This window comes from Leifsonia sp. ZF2019, assembly GCF_019924635.1.
Lineage (GTDB): Bacteria > Actinomycetota > Actinomycetes > Actinomycetales > Microbacteriaceae > Leifsonia.
Genome location: NZ_CP065037.1, coordinates 2,988,752 through 3,007,433 on the forward strand (window position 1 = coordinate 2,988,752; position 18,682 = coordinate 3,007,433).

The window sequence follows — 18,682 nt, forward strand, 5'->3', positions numbered from 1 at the left end:
CCGGCGGGCGCTGCGCGTCGGGCGCAGCCGGTCAGGAGCGGCGCGGCGGCTGCAGGGCGGCCGCCGCGTGCTCCCGGATGGCGTCGGCGACCGCCGCGAGCGTGTCCGAGCGCATCGACCACTGATGCCAGTGGAGCATGACCGACTCAGCACCGGCGTCGTCGAGCACCACGAGCCGGCCCTCGGCGAGGTGCGTCACGATCTGGAGGTCGGGCAGCATCCCCCAGCCGAGGCCCAGCTCGGCCGCGCGCACGAACTCGGTCGACGCCGGGATGTATTGCCGCGGCGGGCGCGCGCGCGGCGCGAATCGCGCGAGGTAGCGGTCCTGGAGGGCGTCCTTGCGGTCGTAGACGAGCATGGGCGCGACGCCGGCGGCCTCCGGAGTCCAGCCCTCCGCCGCCCAGCGCGCGACGAAGGCGGGGCTGGCGACAGGCCGGTAGACCATGGCCCCGAGCGGCGACACCGTGCACCCCTGCACCGGGTCGGCGTCCGAGCCGATCGCCGCCATCGCCGTGCCGTCGCGCAGCCGGTCGAGGGTGTGCTCCTGGTCGTCCAGGCCGACCTCGAAGACCAGGTGCGGGAGGCTCGCGAGGGCGGGGAGCACCCAGGTGGCCAGGGAGTCCGCATTGACGACGAGCGGGATCGCGGGCGTGGACCCGTCGATTCCGCCCAGCTCCGCGGCGGCCTCCTCCTCCAGCAGGGCGACCTGGCGGGCGAGGCGCAGCAGCACGCGCCCGGCGTCGGTGGGCGCGATCGGTTTGCTCCGGCGCACGAGCACGCGGCCGGCACGCTCTTCGAGCGCCTTCATCCGCTGGCTGACCGCCGAGGGCGTCATGTGAAGAGCCAGCGCGGCGCGCTCGAACGTGCCGTGGTCGATCACGGCGGCCAGGGTCCGGAGGTGCTCGGCGTTCACGTCCATGAACAGTGATGCTAATGCTTCGTAAGGAACCCAAGCTGTACTGAACGCGCGGCGCTCCCTATCGTCGAGACGTGCTCGCCATCTTCCTGACCGGCCTCGGCTCCGGCGCCTCACTCATCGTCGCCATCGGCGCGCAGAACGCCTTCGTCCTGCGCCAAGGCCTGCGCCGCGAGCACGTGCTCCCGGTCGTGGCGCTCTGCGTGCTCAGCGACGCCGTCCTGATCGCCGCCGGGGTGGCCGGGATCGGTGCGCTGGTGAAAGCTGCGCCGCTCGCGCTCGGGATCGTCCGCTGGGCCGGGTTCGCCTTCCTGCTCGGGTACGCGGTGTTCGCCGCCCGCCGCGCGCTGAAGCCGTCGGGGCTCACCGCGGCCTCGGGAGTCTCGCCGTCTCTGCTCTCGACGATCGGCATGTGTCTCGCGATCACCTGGCTCAACCCGCACGTGTACCTCGACACGGTGCTGCTGCTCGGCTCCCTGTCGGCCGATCACGGGGATCCCGGCCGCTGGGTGTTCGGCGCGGGCGCCGCGACGGCGAGCCTGCTGTGGTTCAGCGTGCTCGGGTTCGGCGCCCGCGTCGCCGCACCGCTCTTCGCCCGGCCGATCGCCTGGCGCATCCTGGACGCCGGGATCGCGGTGCTGATGGTGGTGCTGGCGGTGCTCCTCGTCGTGTGATGCCACAGGTCGATCGAGGTGCGGCTCGGCGGTGCGGGAATCCCGTCCCGTCCCGCGCGGTTGCGCTCCTCGTGAGCATCATCGAATCGGACGCCCCTCCCGCCGTCGCCCCGCTCCCGGCCGCCGCGGCCTCCCGCGAGCTCACCGAAGACACGGCCCGGCTGCTCGAGCAGATGCTCGCCGCCCTGGACTGGACGCTCGTCGATTTCGCGCGGCACGAACTGCTGGACGGCGAGACGATCTCCGGCCGGGTGATCGAGGTGCCCTTCTTCCTGGTGATGAGCGGCGAGATCGAGCTGCGCACCGACGGAGAGAGCACCCTCTTGCGCGGCGGGGACTTCGTGCTGCGCACCCGGCCGACCGCCTACCGGATCCACGCCACGTCCGGGGCGGAGGTCGTCGCCGGCTCACTGCGACTGGCCTCCGGCGCCGAACACCCTCTGGCCCGCTCTCTGCCCGACGCGCTGATCGCGTGCCAGCTGCTGCGGCGGGATGCGCACCTCAACGCGCTCGCCGAGGCTCTGCTGGCCGAGGTGGCGAGCGCGCGCCCGGCCTCGTGCGCCTTCGCCGGGCGGCTCGTGAGCGTGCTCGCGGCGTCGGCGGTGCGGGCGTGGGTCGAGAACGGCTGCGCCCCGGACGGCTGGCTCCTTCCCGCGAGCGATCCGCACATCGCGCGCGCCGTCGCAGCCATCCGCGACGACCCCGGGAGCGCGTGGACACTGGAGCGGCTCGCCCGCGTCGCGAGCACGTCGCGTTCGGCGTTCGCCGAACGCTTCCATGCCGTCGTCGGTGAGCCGCCCGCGCGCTACCTGCTCCGGGTGCGGATGGAGCGGGCCAAATCGCTCCTGTCCGGCGGCCGCGTGAGCGTCGCCCAGGCCGCCCTGTCGCTGGGGTACGGCTCGGAGGCCGCCTTCAGCCGCGCGTTCCGGCGGCACACCGGCTCCACCCCGTCCGCCTGGCGCAGAGCCTGAGGCTCGCCGCCGCCCTCCGTACGCCAGAGGGGTCGCGTTCTGCCGGAAAGCCGCGCGCTTTGCGGCAGAATGCGACCCCTCTGCGGGTGGTGGGCCGACGCGGGGCCGGTCAGGCGGCGCGGCGGCCGAACCAGCGGCGGGTGGAGGCGAGCAGCAGTCCGCCGAGTGCGGCCGAGACACCGCCGGCCACGAACACCACCGAGACCGTCGTGGCGTCGATCAGCACCCCGCCGACCACGGCACCCGTGGAGATCGCCAGTTGGAACGTCGCGACCGTGAGCCCACCGGCGCTCTCCATCCGTTCGGGCTCGACCCGGGCCGACCAGGTCTGCGCCATGGTCGGCACACCGCCGAACGCCATGCCCCAGATCGCGGCCGCCGCGAACGCGAGCAGCACCGAGCCGGACGCGAACGAGAACGCGATCACCGCCGCGCCGAGGATGGTGGGCAGCACCACCAGCGTCGTGGCCAGGCGCTTGTCGACCACGCTTCCCGTGATCAGGTTGCCCAGAAGGCCGCCGACACCGTAGACCGCGAGCAGCGCGGCGATCCCGGTCGCACCGAGTCCCGGCACCTGTTCGGCAGCGGGACGGATGTAGGTGAAGCTCGCGAAGTGGCCGGCGACGATGAGGAGCACCCCGACGAGCCCCACGATCATCGCCCTGGAGCGCACGGTCGCGACGAGCGCGCGCAGCCCGGTCCCCGCGGCGGCCGGCACCGACGGCATGGCCAGCGCCATGACCACGATCGCGACCGCGGTCGCCCCGGCGACGGCGAAGAACACGACCCGCCACCCGGCGACCGAGCTGATGAGGGCGCCGAGCGGGACCGCCGCGACGGTGGCCGCGGAGACGCCGGTGTTGACGACCATCATCGCCCGGCCGAGGTGCCGCGCGGGGACGAGATGGGCCGAGACCGCGAGCGCCATCGACCAGGTTCCCGAGATGGCCAGCCCGAGCGCGACACGCGCGACCACGACCATCCAGAACGCCGGAGCGATCGCCGTCACCAGGTTCGCCGCGAGCGCCAGCACGAGCAGGCCCAGGAGGAGCCTCTTCCGATCGAGGCGCGGGAACACCAGCGCCGTCGCGGGCCCGGCCACGACGCCCACGAGAGCGGTCGCCGTCACCACTTGCCCGGCGACCCCCTCCGTCACCCCGAACTCCGCCGCCATGGCGGGCAGGAGGCTGGCGGGCAGGAACTCACTGGTCACCAGGACGAACACTCCCACGAGCAGCGCGACGACGCCGGCCCAGCGGGCGGTCTGTCCGCCGGGTGTTCCCGGCAGCGGGATGGCGGCGGTCGGGGAGGTCGGAACGGTGTCGCTGGCGGTCATGCCTCCATGCTCACGGCACCGCGGAGCGCCCACCTGATCGGTCGTCCGGGAGGTGTGACTCTGCGTCCGGAACGGGCTGGACGCGAGGGGCGCGCCGATGCCGCAGCACCGGCGCGCCCCCGCGTCGATCATCGCCGGTCAGATCGCGCGGCGCCTCCGCAGGACGATCCCCCCGGCGACCAGCAGGGCGAGCCCCACCAGAGCGGCGACGGCGTAGCCGGCCGCGCTCGTCGACCCCGTCGCGGCGAGGTCACCGGATGCGGTGGCCGCCGTATCGGTGCCGACCGCCCCCGGTACGCCGCCGGCCGCCGGGGCCACCACGGCGAGCGAGGCCGTGGCCGCCGTCGTGTCGCCCAGCCGCGCCTCGAGGAGGTAGTCCCCGGCGAGCGTGGCCTGCGGCACGGTCAGCGTCGCCGCGCCCGAGCCGTCGTCGCCGATCGCCACGCTGCCGAGCAGCCCCCCGGAGCTCGCGGTCGGCCCGGCGATGGCGGCCGCGGCGGCGACGCTCGCCCGCTCGCCCGGCGCGGGAGCCGGCTCGAGCCACACGTCGACGACGTCCCCCGTGGTGAAGCCGGACACCGTGACGTCCACCGTGGACCCGGCCTCGACCGACGGCGCAGCGGGGACGATCGCGGCGTCGGCCGCCTCGGTCTGCTCGACGAGGCGGGCCACGCCCCAGCGGGTGGTGTTGTTCCAGCTCGCGCCGCTGCTGTCCGCCCAGTTGCGGACGCCGACCCGACGCCCGCCGTTCGCATCGTTCACCTGAGCCTCGAAGCCGATGGTCGCGCCCGGTCCGCCCTTTCCGAGAAGGGCGATCGCCGCCTCGACGACGTAGCCGCCGTCGACCACCGTCACCGCCGAGTCGACGCGGGCGGCCTGCGCGGCCGCGTCGCCCGAGCCGAAGCTCTCGGCCCCCGCGGCATTGATCCGCAGTTGCATGTCGTCGGAGGTGTACGCACCGGCCTTACGGTTTCCGAGGTCCACGAACAGCTCGACCGAGTCCTTCTCGTGTGCGGCGGACGCGCTCGTGTCGATGACGGGATCGGCGACCTCGGCCAGGACGAACAGCGTGTCGCCGTCGCCCGACCAGAGCGTGCGGACCCGCGCAGTGGCGGTTCCCGTTCCTGTCACGGCCTTGTCCGTCGACACCGCGTTGGCGGGCTCCCAGAGCTCGTCGACGACGCCGTCGATCGCCGGGGCGGAGGGCGCCTTCAGTACGTCGACGCTCTGGAGGTCGTCGAGCAGCGTCAGGTCTCCGTCGATGCCGCCGGGGTTCCACCCGTGAGCGGCGCCGCCGTCGGTGACGACGATGTTGAACTTCGAGGTGCCTCCCGACGCCAGTGCCGACGCGGGGATGCGGAGCACGGCCTCCCAACCGGTCGCGGTCTCCTTGCGGACGCCTTCGACGTCACCCGATCCGTCCCGCCCGTAGGTGTGGACGCGCCCATCGAAGGTGACGTCGATCCCGTCGGCGGCCTCGGGCGTGCGATCGGCGGAGACCACCTTCACCGTCAGATGATCGGCGCTCCAGCGCAGGGCGAAAGAGGTGCCGTCCGCCAGCGCCGTGGGCGCGAGCTGGGCCCAGACGGGGCTGGAGGTCGCCCGGTGGTCGAGCGCGACGTCGCCCCCGTACACGTTCATGGCTTTCGGCTCCGCGGGGATCTCGCCGCCCCGCGCCCCGACGTACGCCCACTTCGCGTTGTAGTAGTCGTCGAAGAGCAGCGGAGCGCCCTCGTAGTAGCGCCAGGAGCCCAGGTCGGCGAGGCCCCAGACGGTCACCGAGTAGAGGTCTTTCACCCGGTCGTGCTGCCGGAAGATGTCGAACGCCCGCTTCACGAACGCGCCCTGACGGACGAGGAGGCGCTCGGTGGCCGGGTACCCGGTCGCCACGTCGAACTCGGTGACCGCTTGCACCACCGGCATCGTCTCGAAGGCGGTGAGGGCGGTGTCCAGGTTGGCGACGGGGGTGCTGAGGCTGACGTGGAACTGGTGCCCGACGCCGTCGACGGGCACTCCTCGCTGCATGAGTCGCTCGACCAGGTCGTGATAGCGGCGGAGCTTGGTCGACGCGCCATCGCCGCCCTCGGTGCCGTACTCGTTGATGAAGAGCTTCACCGGACGTGTCGCGGCGGGGTCCGCGTACACATCGTTGAAGGCCTCGTCCGCGAAGCGGAAGGCATCGTCGACGAACGTCTCGCCCAGGATGTTGTACCAGTTGCTCGTTCGCATCCCGTTGCTCGCCGTCGCCGTGGAATCGGCGATGACCTCGTTGACGACATCGAAGGCGGTGAGCGGGTTGCCTGCGGAGCCGAACGGTCCGTACTTGTCCGCGAAGTAGCCGGCCACGCCGTAGATGTGCGCGCGCATCCGCTCGCGCAGGATCTGCTGGTCGTCGACGGACGAGGTGAGGGCGACTCCCGCGTCGGTGCGGAAGAACCACGCCGGGACCTGGCTGTGCCACACGAGGACGTGGCCGTAGACGCGGCCGTCGGTCCGCCGGGCCCAGTCCATGAGCGCATCCGCTTCGGAGTTCGCGGCGACGAAGCTCTTGTCCGCGGTGTACCACGCCTCCGGCTTCATGTAGTTCTCCGGGGTCACCTGGTTGAAGTGCCGGGTGAGGACATCGCCGGGCTGACCGGTGGTGAAACGCTGGTACGTCGCCGCCCCGATCGGGAAGGGCAGCGCGTCCTTGAGCGGGGCGGTGCCGTCGATGACGGTCCTCCCGGCGCGATACGCCGTGATGAGCGGGTCGTCGAGCAGGAACGTCACCGTGGGATCCTCGGCCGCGATCACGAGCGTCCCGCCTGTCACGGCGGCGGCCCGGATGTAGTCGCCGCTCAGGCGGGTCCAGCCGTCGGCCGTGACCGTCTGAGCTGTCGCGACGGGGACGACGGCGCCCCCGTCCTCGACGACGTCGATCCTCATGCGCGACGGGCTCGCACCGGCGTCCAGGCGCGCCCAGACGCTGGCGGTGTAGCGCTCGCCCGCCCGCAGGAGCGTGCCGATGGGTGTTCCCGCGCCGTGCGAGCTCGCGGTGCGGCCGGTGACCCGGAGGCTCGTCTCGTGGCTGAGCCGCACCGCGTTGTAGGCCGCGACGGCGACGCCGGAGCCATAGGCGCTCCACGGAGCGATCCGCCCCTGCTCGAAGTTGGAGAAGAGCACGGTGGTCGGTGCTTCCTCGACGGTGGCCGCCTGAGCGGGGAGGGACAGGGTACTGCTCACCAGAGCCGCGGCCACTGCCGCGGCGAGGGCGAACGCACGCCGTTTCGGGGGTCTCTTCATCGTTGAATGCCTCGCGTTTGTCTGAGAGTTCTGACAGGAAGGGTGGTGCGAGCCGCACGCTAGCGGCATTTGCAGCGTGTTGCAACAATTTTCAAAAACCCCGGAAAACGTTTTCGAAAATGATGGACAGATGGCCCGCGTGCTGTGACACTGGCGGTTCGTGCACAGACGCCGAGGCGCCGGCGCGAGCCGCCTGCCGACCCGCCGGAGCTCGTGCCGCCCGGCCGGATGAAGGATGGCAGTTGGTCTCTCACGCCCAGGTCACACTGGACCGCAGCGCGGTCGTCGCCCCCGTCCCCCGCCGCCTGTTCGGCTCGTTCGTCGAGCATCTGGGACGCTGCGTCTACGACGGGCTCTACGAACCGAGCCACCCCGATGCGGATGCGGACGGCTTCCGCCGCGACGTGATCGCGCTCGTGAAGGAGCTTGGCGTGACGACCGTCCGCTACCCCGGAGGCAACTTCGTCTCGGGCTACCGGTGGGAGGACGGTATCGGCCCCCGCGAGACGCGCCCTGTCCGGCGCGATCTCGCGTGGCATTCCCTCGAGTCGAACCAGGTCGGGATCGACGAGTTCGCGCGCTGGTGCGCCGCGACGGGTTCGGAGCTGATGATGGCCGTCAACCTCGGCACCCGCGGGATCGCCGAGGCCCTCGACCTCCTGGAGTACGCGAACCAGCCCGCGGGCACGGCGCTCAGCGACCTCCGCGCCGCCAACGGCGCCGTCGAGCCGTACGACATCCGCATGTGGTGTCTCGGCAACGAGATGGACGGCCCGTGGCAGCTCGGCCATCTGACGGCCGAGGAGTACGGCGCCCTCGCCGCGCGCACGGCATCCGCGATGAAGATGGCCGACAAAGACCTCGAACTCGTCGTCTGCGGCTCGTCCGGCTCGGCCATGCCCACGTTCGGGGAGTGGGAGCGGGTGGTGCTGGAGCGGGCGTACGACCACGTGGACTACATCAGCTGCCACGCCTACTACCAGGAGCGCGGCGGTGATCTCGGGTCCTTCCTCGCCTCGTCGATCGACATGCAGTTCTTCATCGACACGGTCACGACGACGGCCGATCAGGTCAAGCGGCGGCGGCGGAGCTCGAAGACCATCGACGTCTCGTTCGACGAGTGGAACATCTGGTATCTCGACGAGCACCAGTCGCTCACCGACGTGTCGGACACCTGGGAGTTCGCGCCGCACCTCCTGGAGGACGTCTACTCCGTGGCGGATGCCGTCGTGCTCGGCAACCTGCTCATCACCCTCCTCGGCAACACCGACCGGGTGACGTCGGCCAGTCTCGCGCAGCTGGTCAACGTCATCGCCCCCGTCCGGACCGAACCGGGCGGTATCGCCTGGCGGCAGACCACGTTCTTCCCGTTCGCGACGACGAGCCGGCTCGCTCGCGGGGTCGTTCTGCGCCCGACGATCACCTGCGCCACCTACGAGACCGCGGTCTACGGCGACGCGGCGGTGGTGGACGCGGTGGCCACGCTGGACGAGGAGTCCGGGAGCGCCGCGGTCTTCCTCGTCAACCGCAGCCTGACCGAGCCGATCGTCGCCACGATCGACGCCCGGAGCCTCGGGGTGAGCGCGATACGGGAGACCGCGATGCTCCACGACGCGGATCCGAACGCCACGAACTCCCCCGCCGATCCGGCGCGTGTCGCCCTCCGGCCCAACCCGTCCGCGTCGGTCGAGGACGGGCTGCTCACCGTGACGCTCCCGCCCGTGTCGTGGACGGCCGTCGCGCTGACGCTCGGCGACTGACCTCGTCCGTTCGGACGCCCCGTGGCGTCCTCAGCCCCGCAGCACGGGCTGCCGCAGCAGCGTCCGCAGCTTCTCGGGTGCGACGCGTCGGGCGTCGCTGAGGTAGACCTCGTGGTGCTTCCCGGTCATCCGGAGGCCGGACTCCGGGATGAACGTGTCGTGCATCCGTTCGAGGGTCGCCGCCTCGTCGTCGTAGGGGCCGAGGTGGAGGGTCTGCACGCAGGTCCCCTCGTCCAACTCCTCCACCCGCAGGAGGTCGAGCGCGGGAGCCTTCCTGGCGGCTTTGGCGCGGGCGGCGTCGACGAGGTCGTCCGTGATCCAGTCCGGCACCAGGATCATCGCCGTCCAGTCCCAGGCGGATGTGTCGCGGGAGGACGTGAACGCGGCCATCGACTCGGCCCACCAGAGCGCTTCGAGCGGCGGGACGACGTAGTCGCGGTCGAGGCCGTCCTTGCTCGCGAACTTCAGCGCGTACGCCACCGGGTAGAGCGTCGCCACGGCATCCGCGTACGCCGCGGACGTGTTCGGGTCGCCGTGACCGTCGATCATGAGGTAACGCTGCGGCGGGACCTCGATGATGCGGAACGTGCCCGCCTGCGCCCGATACCGGTCGAGCGTCTTCACGAAGTCGGTCTTCATCGAGCCCTCTCACGGATCGCCGTCTGCTCCAGCATGGCGTATCGGGCTCCGACGCAGAAGGGCCGCTCTGGCGAGCGGCCCTTCTGCGGTGTTCTGGTGGAGCTAAGGAGATTCGAACTCCTGACCTCTTCGATGCGAACGAAGCGCGCTACCAACTGCGCCATAGCCCCGGGGAACTGCTCTGAAAGCCTAGCACCCCATCCGCTCCGAGCCGAAATCGAGCGCCGCTCAGCTCGCCGCGCGGCGACGGCGGAGCACCGCGTCGAGATCGATCGCTCCGTCGGACGCGGGGTCGACGATGCCCATGCTCGCGTAGCGGCTCGGGACGGGCTCGGGGATCGGTCGAACCGGGGCGACCGCCTGCACAGAGGAGGCCGGAACCTCCTCCGTCACCGCGGCGGGGCGCAGCGGCACCGGCGGCGCGACCGGCGCGAGCTCGGAGGCCTTGCGGTCGAACTCGGCGCGCGCTGCGGAGCGGCGCAGCTCGGTGGCGGCGTCGACCGACGCCATCGCCGCTGCGGCGATGGTCCCGGGCGAGAGGTGGAGGGGCTTCGGGAGGGGCCGCGGGGTCCAGCTCTGGCGCAGACGCTCCTGGACCGGCAGTTCGTCGTGCTGAGCGTCGTCGTAGAGAGCCGGCGCGGCCGGGATGGTGACGGCGCGCGCGGGAGCTGCGGGAGCCTCCTGCGGGTGCGCGAGGCGCCCCAGCATCCCGAGCGCGGCGACGGAGACCGCGGCCGACAGCGCGGGCACCAGCCAGGCGCCGGTGGACAGCATGACGCCGGTGCCTACGACGACGCCGATCACGCCGACGACGAGCACGAGGGTGCTGAGCGCGCGGGCGCGACGGAGACGACGACGGCGCTGCGGCGAGAGCATCGGGCGGCTGCTCGCGGCCGCGATGGCGCGTGCGCGCTGGGCCGCGGCGGCGCGGGAGGCGCGCTCGACGGCGATCGCAGCCTCGGCGGCGCGCTCGGCCTCCTCGGCGGCGAGCCGGCGCTCCTCGGCGATCGCCTGCTCGCGACGCGCGTGGGCCGCTGCCTCGGCGCGTGCCTCGACGAGCTGGCGCTGCTCGGCCCGGCGCAGCACGCGCTGCTGCTCCGCGACCGTGCGGGCCGTGGCCTCCATGCGGACCTCGTCGGGCAGCTCGCTCGTCTCCGCGAGGATGCGGAGGGTCTGCTGCAGTCGTACGGCGTTGCGCTCGGTGGCGAGATACTCGCGGCGTCGGAGCCAGACCGGGATCAGATAGGCCAGCCAGAGGATCGCCGCGATGGCGACGACCACCCCTCCGCCCATCACATCCCCGTTCATGTCTCTACGCTAGGGGGCCGCGGGCGTGCGGGCGCGGCAGCGGGCCGGGCGTGTCTCAGCGAATCCGGGCGATCGGCAGCGGGAGTGCCGCGGCCGCGAGGTCCTCGGCGGTGACGGTCGCCGCATCCGGAGGCACCGCGCCGTCGCGCCAGCGCCGCAGCACGCCCTGCGTCAGCTCCTCCGAGACGAGCCCGAAGCAGAAGTGGTCCCGCCAATCGCCGTTGATGTGGATGTACCGACGACGGAGGCCCTCGTAGCGGAAGCCGAGCTTCTGCACCACGCGCAGGCTCGGCTTGTTCTCCGGGCGGATGCAGATCTCCATCCGGTGCAGGCCCAACTGGTAGAAGCAGTAGTCGGTGGCGAGGGCGACGGCCGTCGGCGTCACGTCGCGGCCGGCGAACTCCTCCGCCACCCAGTAGCCGATCGTCGCGCTCGACAGGGAGCCGTACGCGATCGACGACACGTTGAGCTGTCCGGCGAGCGCGCCCTCGTACTCGACGATGAAGGGCAGCCCGTGCCCGGCGCGCGCGTTGGCGAGCAGGGAACGGATGCTCGCCCGGGTGTCGAACGACCCCGGCGAGTAGGGGCTGGTCGCCTCCCACTGCCGCAGCCAGCCGCGGTTGTCGAGCAGGGACCGCTCGAGCGCGCGCGCGTCGCGCAGGCGGATGGGGCGCAACCCCACCGGCCCCTCACCGAGCGTGGGGACGACGATCGCCACGGGCATCTCCTTCGTGCGGGCTACTGTTCAGTTGCGTTCGAGGGCGGTTGACGGGAGGGGCGTCGCCCTCAGGCCGTCGGCTCGCCCACGGGCTCGGCGGGCATCTCCTCGACGGCCTCCTCGGGGGCGTCGTCCAGCCCCTTCGCGAAGTCGCGCAGCCACGGGCGCAGCTCGGGGCCGAGGTCCTCGCGGTCGGCGGCGAGCTGCACGATCGCCTTGATGTAGTCGAGACGATCGCCGGTGTCGTAGCGGCGCCCGCGGAACACGACGCCGTAGACGCCTCCGGTCCAGTCGGGGGCGTGGGCCATCGACTGCAGCGCATCGGTCAGCTGGATCTCGTTGCCGCGGCCCGGCTCGGTGCGCTCCAGCACGTCGAAGACCTCGGGGCGGAGGATGTATCGGCCGATGATGGCGTAGTTGGAGGGCGCGTCCTCCTTGTTCGGCTTCTCCACGAGGCCGGTGATGCGGACGACGTCGTCCTCGTCCGTCTCCTCGACGGCGGCCGCGCCGTACAGGTGGATGCTGTCGGGGTCGACCTCCATCAGGGCGACGACCGTGGTGTTGTGCTCGTGCTGCACCTCGAGCATGCGCTTGAGGAGGGGGTCGCGGGAGTCGATGATGTCGTCGCCGAGGAGCACGGCGAACGGCTCGCGGCCGACGTGCATCTTGGCGCGCAGCACGGCGTGGCCGAGGCCCTTCGGGTCGCCCTGGCGCACGTAGTGCATGTCGGCGAGGGCGGTCGAGTAGTTGACCTTTTCGAGACGGTCCGTGTCGCCCTTCGCCTTGAGCGTGTCCTCCAGCTCGGCGTTGCGGTCGAAGTGGTTCTCGAGCGCGTTCTTGTTGCGGCCCGTGATCATCAGGACGTCGTGGAGGCCGGCGTCGACCGCCTCCTCGACCACGTACTGGATGGCCGGCTTGTCGACGACCGGGAGCATCTCCTTCGGCATCGCCTTGGTGGCGGGCAGGAATCGGGTGCCGAGACCGGCCGCGGGGATGACTGCTTTGGTGACGTGGTTAGCCATGCCGCCTACAGTATCCGCATTTCCTCCGGCGTCACGGCCCCATCTTCTAGGATTGCGCCATGGACTCTGACACTGCCGCCCATCGCAAACGCGCCCTGCGCGCGGAACTGCGGGAGCGACGACAGAACCTCACGACCACCGAGCGGGCCGCAGCGACGGCCGGTCTCACCCGGCACCTCGTCGACCTGACCACCGACCTGAACGCGCGTTCGGTCGCCTGCTTCCTCTCCACCACGATCGAGCCGGACACCCGCCCATTCCTCAACTGGGCGCACGCGCAGGGGCTGCGGGTGCTGCTGCCGATCTCCCGCGCGGACGGGCTCCTCGACTGGACCACGGGCGACGGCGAGACCGAGACGGAGGGCCTGTTCGGGATGCCAGAAGCCGTCGGAGAGCTGCTCGGCCCGATCGCCATCAACGACGTCGACCTCATCATCGTGCCGGCCGCCGCGGTCGACGCCTCGGGTATGCGCCTGGGCTGGGGACGCGGCTATTTCGACAAGACGCTCGGCAGCATGGAAAAATGTCCCCCGGTGTACGCCGTCCTGTTCGACGGCGAGCTGGTGGACGAGGTGCCGCGCGAGCGGCACGACCAGCCGGTCGACGGAGTCGTCACCCCGACCCGCATCGTCCAGTTCACCTGACGCACCCGCACTCGGACGCACCTGTACTCAACGGAGCCTCATGCCCACCTACTCCTACGCCTGCCGTGACTGCGGCCACGCCTTCGACATCCAGCAGGCCTTCACCGACGACGCCCTGACGGTCTGCCCGAACTGCGGCGGGAACCTGCGCAAGGTGTTCGGCGCCGTCGGCGTCACGTTCAACGGCTCCGGCTTCTACCGGACCGACTCGCGTGGTACGAAGAGTTCGGGAGTGTCGGGAGGGTCGTCGACCGGTGCCGGCTCGTCGACCGGTGCCGGCTCGTCGTCCGGCGGCGGCTCGTCGTCCGGCGGCGGCTCGTCGTCCTCCAGCGGCTCCTCCTCCTAGGCTCCGCGCGACCTGTGCACCACCCCTGGCGAAAGGACCGACCATGATCAAAGGCTTCAAAGAGTTCATCCTCCGCGGGAACGTGATCGATCTGGCCGTCGCCGTGGTCATCGGCGCCGCGTTCACGGCCGTCGTCAACTCCATCGTCGGCAACATCTTCAACCCGCTGATCAGCGCCATCTTCAAGGCCGACACACTGGACAACGCGCTCGACGTCCCCGTCGGCGACGCGACGATCAAGTTCGGGGCCGTCGTCGGCGCGATCATCAGCTTCGTGATCGTCGCCGCGGTCGTCTACTTCGTCTTCGTCTACCCGCTCAACCTGGTCAAGGAGCGCGCCGAGCGCCTCCGCAAGAAGGGCGTCGTCGAGCCCGACGCGCCCATCACCGAGCTCGACCTGCTCACCGAGATCCGCGACCTCCTGCAGACGCAGCAGGCGCCGCCGCAGGCCACCGGCAAGCACTCCGACCCGCAGGCCTGAGCGGCTCCACGTCAGTAGTGCGGCGGGACGTCCCGCCGCAGCTGCTCGTCGTTCGACCCGAACGACGGCGAGTGGTCAGAGTCCTCTCCTGCATGCTCTCCGCGCACCTGAGGCGAGGGATCGGCGCCGGGCGCGCCGGCCCGCTGCACCCGCCGGTGCCGGCGCACGGGCGGGCGCTCAGGGCTGCTCTCGGTCATCCCTCCAGCGTAGCCGCGCTCACAGCGAGAGATGGAAACGGAGGGCATCGTCGACCTGGTGCATGATCCATGCGGGCGTGACTCCGCGATAGCGGCCGATACGCGGGTGACCGATCGCGCGCACCTGCTCAGCCTGGATCTTCGACGCCCGGTCGAGCCCCATCAGGGCGAGGTCCTCGGGGTCGTCCACGGCCACCTGGAACTCGTGGACGTTCGCGACATTCGAGGTCAGCGGAACGAACGCGAGAACGCCGCGACCGCGTCGGGTGACGGAGGCGTTGACCCCTTCGTTGCTCACCACGATGCACGGACGCAACCGCGCCGCCTCCCCCTCGACGACGGGATCGAGCTGGACGTCGTAGACCTCTCCCCGTCTCACTCCTCGAGACCGTCCCCCGCCGTCTGGTCCCAGAGCTCCTGCTCCCCGGACGCCTCCCACTCGTCGAACGCCTGTGCGTAGGCGCCCTCGGCGTCGAGTTCGCGCTTGAGGCGGATCAGTCGATGGATCGCCGCCGAGCGATTGCCGGCGAAATCAGCGGCGACGACGTCGAGGTAGGCGACGTCCTCCTCCGAGAGGCTCACACTCAACTTGGTCATACCGCGATGCTACCACGGTAGGAAGAGCCTAGGCCGGGAGCGTGATCGGGGCCGTCTCGGTCCCCGGCTCGGCCGCGCCGATGAGGCGGGCGATGCGGGATGCGACGGCGTCCGGGTCCGCGAAGAGCTCGAAGCTGTGCACGCGGAGGTAGTGCCAGCCGAGGCGGCGGAGCACATCGGGGCGCAGCCGGAGCGACTCGCGCAGGCTGCCGGAGTGGACGTCCTCGTCGGTCTCGACGACGACGGCCCGGCCCTCGTGCGAAGCGATGAGGGTGAGCTTGCCGCGATAGCCCAGGTGCACGTCGAGGCCGCGCCGGGCGAGGCGCTTGGCGAGATCGATGATCATCGGGTCCGCGTCGGGGCTGAGGTGCTCGGGCGCCGCGGCCTGGAGCTGGTCGGCCTCCCCCAGCACCTGAGCGAGCGCGGCGATGCCGTGACGCATGCGGGTCTCGTCGATGTCGTCGGGCGAGAAGCAGGACACGATGTCCATCCCGCGGCGGGCGCGCGTCATGCCGATGGCGAGAAGGCGGTCGCCGCCCGGCTCGGCGAGGGCGCCGAAGTTCGAGAGCAGGCGCCCGTGCGGGGTGCGTCCGTAGCCGATGGAGAAGATCACGCGGTCGCGGCTCTGCCCGACGGACTGGTCGAGCGTGACGACCGAGAACGGCTCGGCGCGGTCGCCCAGGATGAAGTCGGCGAGGTCGGTGCGCTTGGCGAAGGCCGCCAGCACCGCCTGGTTGACCCGGACGGCGTGCCGATCGCTCGCCGAGATGACCATCAGCGACTCGCGCGGGCGCTCGATCGCGTGCTGGAGCACCAGCTCGACGACCTTCGCGACTTCCGCGTCCGTGCTCTCCACCGCTCCCGTGTCGCTGTCGGGCATGCCCTGACCGCCGGAGACGTAGTGCAGCGCGAGGCTGCCGTGGCCGAGGTAGGTGCCCGCCCAGGGCAGCGAGTCGATCATGCCGCCGTAGAAACGGCGGTTGACGAGCTCCGCGAGGTCTTCGCCTCCGGCGCGGTAGCTGCGCTTGAGCGTGTAGACCGGCAGAAGCTCGGCGAGACGGGCCAGGGCGGAGTCGGCGTGCATCGCGTCGACGTCGTCGGGGACGCCCTCGAAGGACGTGCCGTACTCGTGCACCCCGATGTCGAAGCGCGACGGCGTCTGCGTGACGGGGTCGCCGAACGCGACCAGCTGCTTGGCGCGGCGCAGCACCGGGATGTTCTCGGCGAGTGTGGAGGCGCCGGCGTCCACCAGCACCACGGCGTCGAAGGCGAGGTCGGGTCCGAGCTCGGGCACCTCGTACGGCGAGATCAGCCACACCGGCGCCAGCGGCCGCGACAGATGCGGCGCGGCGGCCTCGAGGGCGGACGCGGTGGGGTGTCCGGCCTTCAGCAGCCGCTTGAGCGCCGCGGCCTCGTCCGGCCAGTCGACGATGCCGATCTTCCAGGTCTCGGCCATCAGCCAGGCGAGCTGCTTGCCCGTGGCGGAGGCGTGCGCCTCGTCGACGAGACGGAAGTCGGCCTCCAGGCGGTCGAGCACACCGGTGTTGGCGTTCAGGAGGGCACGGTCGGCGGCGAGCAGCGACTCCAGCACCGACTGCCACCAGGCGAGCTCCAGCTCGGCGCTGACCTGCGACTCGGGCACGTGGCGCACCGACAGGTCCTGGATGAGCGGGTCGAGGTCCAGGTCGCGCAGCTGTCCCAGGAGGGCGGTGCGCTCCTGGAGGTTGGCGAGCACCTCCGACTCGGCCGCGAGCCCGGCGATCTGGCGCGTGAGCACCTCGATCGGCAGGGCGGCCAGCGACTGCGGCGTGCCGGTGCGGCGCAGCGGGATGTCCAGGCGGGCGAGGTCTTCCGCGACGCGCTGGTAAGCGACCTGCACGTCGGCGATGCCCACCGGGACCTCGGGGACGACGCCGGCGACGGCGAAGCGGTTCCACAGGATGCGCTGCTGCTGGATGCGGCGGAGGCTCTCGTTGAGGTCGGTGACATGCACGCCGGGTCGCACGTACTCGAGCGCCAGCTTGCGCAGCCGACGGCGGTTGGCGCCCGTCATCGTGGCCGACTCCCGGCGCGACGCGGTCGCGGCGATGAGCTCGGCGAGCGAGCGGTCGAACACGGCCGGCGTGAAGCGGTCGAGGGTCTCGCGGATGTCGAGCAGCAGCCGCAGGTACACGCCGAGCTCGGCGATCGACTCGAACGGACGCATCCGCGTCTGGCCGATCAGCGCGCGGGCGCGGTCGATCAGGCGCGGCAACTCGGCGCGGTTGAGCTTCTTGGCGAGGTCGTGGGCGGCCTTGCCCTCCTCCGTGGTCGTGAACGACGCGCCGTACCAGGGCGAGTCGTCGGGACCATAGCGGAACTCCCCGAGGCGCGCGGCACGGATCAGGGCGTCCGCCGACGCGTCGCGGTCGACCGCGAGCGCTTCGATGGACGTGCGGCCGAGCCGGGCGGTGGTCGAGGGCGGCGACGGGAGTAGGGAGAGACGGGAGAGCTCGCGCAGGGCATCGAGCACCGAGACCTTGAGGACGGGGTCGCGGCGGCCGAGCGCCGAGCGGTAGTCGAGCAGCACCTTGCGGAGGCGCACGAGTGCCTCGTCCACGTCGGTGACACGCGGCTGCGTCGCCTTCTCGTTGCGGCCGATGGACTGGATGAGGTCGCGGCGCAGCGTGCGCGGCGTCACGGCGAGGCCCGGGAGGCCGACGCGGGTGAGGCGCTGCGCGATGTCGTCGAGGCTCGACCGGCGCGGGCTGACCACCAGCACGCGCTTGTGCTGGGAGACGAGGGCGCCGATCGCGTTGACGACCGTCTGGGTCCCTCCCGTTCCGGGGAGGGTCTTGACGACGAGGGAGTTGCCTGCCGCGATCTGCTCGACCACGGCCTCCTGCTCCTCGTCGGCGTCGAGCAGGAGCGTGTCGGTGGCCGGCGGCCGCTCGTCCTGGGGGATGTGCTCCACCGGGTTGAAGGCGCTCTCGATCGTCGTCCGCGCGGACGGGTTGCCCGCGAGCGCATTGAGGAGGGTCGTGTCGAGATCCTCGGCCTCCGCTCGCAGGGCGGGGGCGACGTCGGCGAAGGACGACACCACGAGGCGGGGCTGCACGTTGAACCAGGGCAGATGCGAGGTGAGGCCGCGCAGCCGGTCGATCACGGGTTGCGGTTTGAAGACGCCGTTGGTGAGCGCGAGGGCGACGAACGCGTTCGCGTCGAGGGTGATCTGGAACTGCTCGGCGAGGGCGCGCGACAACTCCGGGTTGAGGAAGGGCTGCCCCTTCAGCTTCAGCTCGAAGTCACGGCCGTAGCGGCGGATCGCCAGCGGACGCAGCAGGATGGGCGCGGTCAGCTCATCGCCGCCGTGCCGCCACTGCGCCAGGCCGATCGCCAGATGCACCGACTCGATTCCGCGCACGGTGCGCAGCTCGATGCCCTTGGTGGTGATCGCGTTCGCCGCGGCGCGCGCGGTGCGCAGCGCGAGCTCGTCGCGGATCAAACTGGAGAGCAGGGTGCTCTTGCCGGTGATGAACTGCGGGAGTCCGCCCGGGTGCGTCGTGCTCAGCTCGATGCGCGCCCGCGGGCTGTCCTCGAAGTGCAGGAGCGGGGAGACACCGCCGATGGACGCGATCTCGTCCTGCCAGCGCTTCCGCACCGGGTCGGCGATGTTGCCGGCCACCAGGCCCGGATCCCCCAGGCTCAGCTGGTGCGGCGCGGTCGAGTTCGCGACCGGGTGCAGGGCGTCGTCGTCCGCGAGGCGGGACCCGTCCAGGTCCTCCTCGTTCTTCCTATCCAGTCGCCACACA

17 protein-coding genes and 1 tRNA gene are annotated in these 18,682 nt (G+C 71.5%); 6 read left to right on the forward strand and 12 right to left on the reverse strand.

The genetic code is table 11. From position 1 onward, the window contains the following. Positions 1-31: 31 nt before the first annotated feature. Positions 32-919 (reverse strand): LysR family transcriptional regulator ArgP, encoded by an 888-nt coding sequence (locus IT072_RS14700; RefSeq protein ID WP_223357603.1) that lies wholly within the window; start codon positions 917-919, stop codon positions 32-34. 71 nt (positions 920-990) lie between these two features. Between IT072_RS14700 and IT072_RS14705 the strand changes: the two genes are divergently transcribed. Together IT072_RS14705 and IT072_RS14710 are read left to right on the forward strand one after the other, a co-directional pair. Continuing rightward, entirely contained in the window at positions 991-1,590 is a 600-nt protein-coding gene (locus IT072_RS14705; protein ID WP_223357604.1) for a LysE/ArgO family amino acid transporter, read from the forward strand. Between the two features lie 71 nt (positions 1,591-1,661). Continuing rightward, positions 1,662-2,561 (forward strand): AraC family transcriptional regulator, encoded by a 900-nt coding sequence (locus tag IT072_RS14710; RefSeq protein WP_223357605.1) that lies wholly within the window; start codon positions 1,662-1,664, stop codon positions 2,559-2,561. A gap of 109 nt (positions 2,562-2,670) precedes the next feature. Here the strand turns inward: IT072_RS14710 and IT072_RS14715 are convergent, their stop codons facing one another. Continuing rightward, positions 2,671-3,897, reverse strand: a complete 1,227-nt coding sequence (locus IT072_RS14715) for an MFS transporter (protein WP_223357606.1) — start codon at positions 3,895-3,897, stop codon at positions 2,671-2,673. Positions 3,898-4,035: 138 nt separating this feature from the next. Continuing rightward, a complete protein-coding gene (locus tag IT072_RS14720) occupies positions 4,036-7,179 on the reverse strand; it encodes an endo-1,4-beta-xylanase (RefSeq protein ID WP_223357607.1) in 3,144 nt (1,047 codons plus the stop codon). Between the two features lie 242 nt (positions 7,180-7,421). Here IT072_RS14720 and arfA point away from each other — a divergent pair, with 242 nt between their 5' ends. After that, positions 7,422-8,939 (forward strand): arabinosylfuranosidase ArfA, encoded by a 1,518-nt coding sequence (gene arfA / locus IT072_RS14725; RefSeq protein ID WP_223357608.1) that lies wholly within the window; start codon positions 7,422-7,424, stop codon positions 8,937-8,939. 30 nt (positions 8,940-8,969) lie between these two features. Here arfA and IT072_RS14730 read toward each other — a convergent pair whose 3' ends face one another. The 5 genes from IT072_RS14730 to galU form a co-directional block, all read right to left on the reverse strand. Beyond that, the gene (locus IT072_RS14730) at positions 8,970-9,578 is read right to left on the reverse strand and encodes a GyrI-like domain-containing protein (RefSeq protein ID WP_223357609.1); all 609 of its coding nucleotides are present in this window, start codon (positions 9,576-9,578) and stop codon (positions 8,970-8,972) included. Between the two features lie 94 nt (positions 9,579-9,672). Beyond that, positions 9,673-9,748 (reverse strand) — tRNA-Ala (locus IT072_RS14735). Between the two features lie 58 nt (positions 9,749-9,806). Continuing rightward, positions 9,807-10,886 carry a hypothetical protein gene (locus tag IT072_RS14740; protein ID WP_223357610.1) on the reverse strand — a complete coding sequence of 360 codons (1,080 nt, stop codon included), beginning with the start codon at positions 10,884-10,886 and terminating at the stop codon, positions 9,807-9,809. Between the two features lie 55 nt (positions 10,887-10,941). Next, positions 10,942-11,610: a GNAT family N-acetyltransferase gene (locus IT072_RS14745; protein ID WP_226655359.1), complete on the reverse strand. Its 669-nt coding sequence runs from the start codon at positions 11,608-11,610 to the stop codon at positions 10,942-10,944. Between the two features lie 62 nt (positions 11,611-11,672). Continuing rightward, complete coding sequence (gene galU / locus IT072_RS14750) at positions 11,673-12,626, reverse strand: UTP--glucose-1-phosphate uridylyltransferase GalU (RefSeq protein WP_223357612.1); 954 nt, start codon at positions 12,624-12,626, stop codon at positions 11,673-11,675. 59 nt (positions 12,627-12,685) lie between these two features. Between galU and IT072_RS14755 the strand changes: the two genes are divergently transcribed. From IT072_RS14755 to mscL, 3 genes are read left to right on the forward strand one after another with little or no spacing between them, the layout of a single operon-like run. After that, positions 12,686-13,270 (forward strand): 5-formyltetrahydrofolate cyclo-ligase, encoded by a 585-nt coding sequence (locus IT072_RS14755; protein ID WP_223357613.1) that lies wholly within the window; start codon positions 12,686-12,688, stop codon positions 13,268-13,270. 40 nt (positions 13,271-13,310) lie between these two features. Next, entirely contained in the window at positions 13,311-13,616 is a 306-nt protein-coding gene (locus tag IT072_RS14760) for an FmdB family zinc ribbon protein (RefSeq protein WP_223357614.1), read from the forward strand. 43 nt (positions 13,617-13,659) lie between these two features. Further along, complete coding sequence (mscL, locus tag IT072_RS14765; protein WP_223357615.1) at positions 13,660-14,097, forward strand: large conductance mechanosensitive channel protein MscL; 438 nt, start codon at positions 13,660-13,662, stop codon at positions 14,095-14,097. Positions 14,098-14,108: 11 nt separating this feature from the next. Here the strand turns inward: mscL and IT072_RS14770 are convergent, their stop codons facing one another. The 4 genes from IT072_RS14770 to IT072_RS14785 are packed head-to-tail and all read right to left on the reverse strand — an operon-like array spanning position 14,109 to position 18,681. Next, the gene (locus IT072_RS14770) at positions 14,109-14,294 is read right to left on the reverse strand and encodes a hypothetical protein (protein ID WP_223357616.1); all 186 of its coding nucleotides are present in this window, start codon (positions 14,292-14,294) and stop codon (positions 14,109-14,111) included. Positions 14,295-14,313: 19 nt separating this feature from the next. Then, positions 14,314-14,673: a type II toxin-antitoxin system PemK/MazF family toxin gene (locus IT072_RS14775; protein WP_223357617.1), complete on the reverse strand. Its 360-nt coding sequence runs from the start codon at positions 14,671-14,673 to the stop codon at positions 14,314-14,316. After that, the gene (locus IT072_RS14780) at positions 14,670-14,891 is read right to left on the reverse strand and encodes an antitoxin (RefSeq protein ID WP_223357618.1); all 222 of its coding nucleotides are present in this window, start codon (positions 14,889-14,891) and stop codon (positions 14,670-14,672) included. Before IT072_RS14780 ends, IT072_RS14775 begins: the two co-directional genes overlap by 4 nt. A 28-nt stretch (positions 14,892-14,919) precedes the next feature. After that, entirely contained in the window at positions 14,920-18,681 is a 3,762-nt protein-coding gene (locus tag IT072_RS14785; RefSeq protein WP_223357619.1) for an AAA family ATPase, read from the reverse strand. Position 18,682: the final 1 nt, after the last annotated feature.

Bases quoted from the DNA above. Each gene is read 5' to 3' on its own strand.
- IT072_RS14700 (WP_223357603.1), bottom strand. From the start codon at position 919: ATGGACGTGAACGCCGAGCACCTCCGGACCCTGGCCGCCGTGATCGAC.
- IT072_RS14715 (WP_223357606.1), bottom strand. From the start codon at position 3,897: ATGACCGCCAGCGACACCGTTCCGACCTCCCCGACCGCCGCCATCCCG.
- IT072_RS14720 (WP_223357607.1), bottom strand. From the start codon at position 7,179: ATGAAGAGACCCCCGAAACGGCGTGCGTTCGCCCTCGCCGCGGCAGTG.
- IT072_RS14730 (WP_223357609.1), bottom strand. From the start codon at position 9,578: ATGAAGACCGACTTCGTGAAGACGCTCGACCGGTATCGGGCGCAGGCG.
- IT072_RS14740 (WP_223357610.1), bottom strand. From the start codon at position 10,886: ATGAACGGGGATGTGATGGGCGGAGGGGTGGTCGTCGCCATCGCGGCG.
- IT072_RS14745 (WP_226655359.1), bottom strand. From the start codon at position 11,610: ATGCCCGTGGCGATCGTCGTCCCCACGCTCGGTGAGGGGCCGGTGGGG.
- galU (WP_223357612.1), bottom strand. From the start codon at position 12,626: ATGGCTAACCACGTCACCAAAGCAGTCATCCCCGCGGCCGGTCTCGGC.
- IT072_RS14755 (WP_223357613.1), top strand. From the start codon at position 12,686: ATGGACTCTGACACTGCCGCCCATCGCAAACGCGCCCTGCGCGCGGAA.
- IT072_RS14760 (WP_223357614.1), top strand. From the start codon at position 13,311: ATGCCCACCTACTCCTACGCCTGCCGTGACTGCGGCCACGCCTTCGAC.
- mscL (WP_223357615.1), top strand. From the start codon at position 13,660: ATGATCAAAGGCTTCAAAGAGTTCATCCTCCGCGGGAACGTGATCGAT.
- IT072_RS14770 (WP_223357616.1), bottom strand. From the start codon at position 14,294: ATGACCGAGAGCAGCCCTGAGCGCCCGCCCGTGCGCCGGCACCGGCGG.
- IT072_RS14780 (WP_223357618.1), bottom strand. From the start codon at position 14,891: ATGACCAAGTTGAGTGTGAGCCTCTCGGAGGAGGACGTCGCCTACCTC.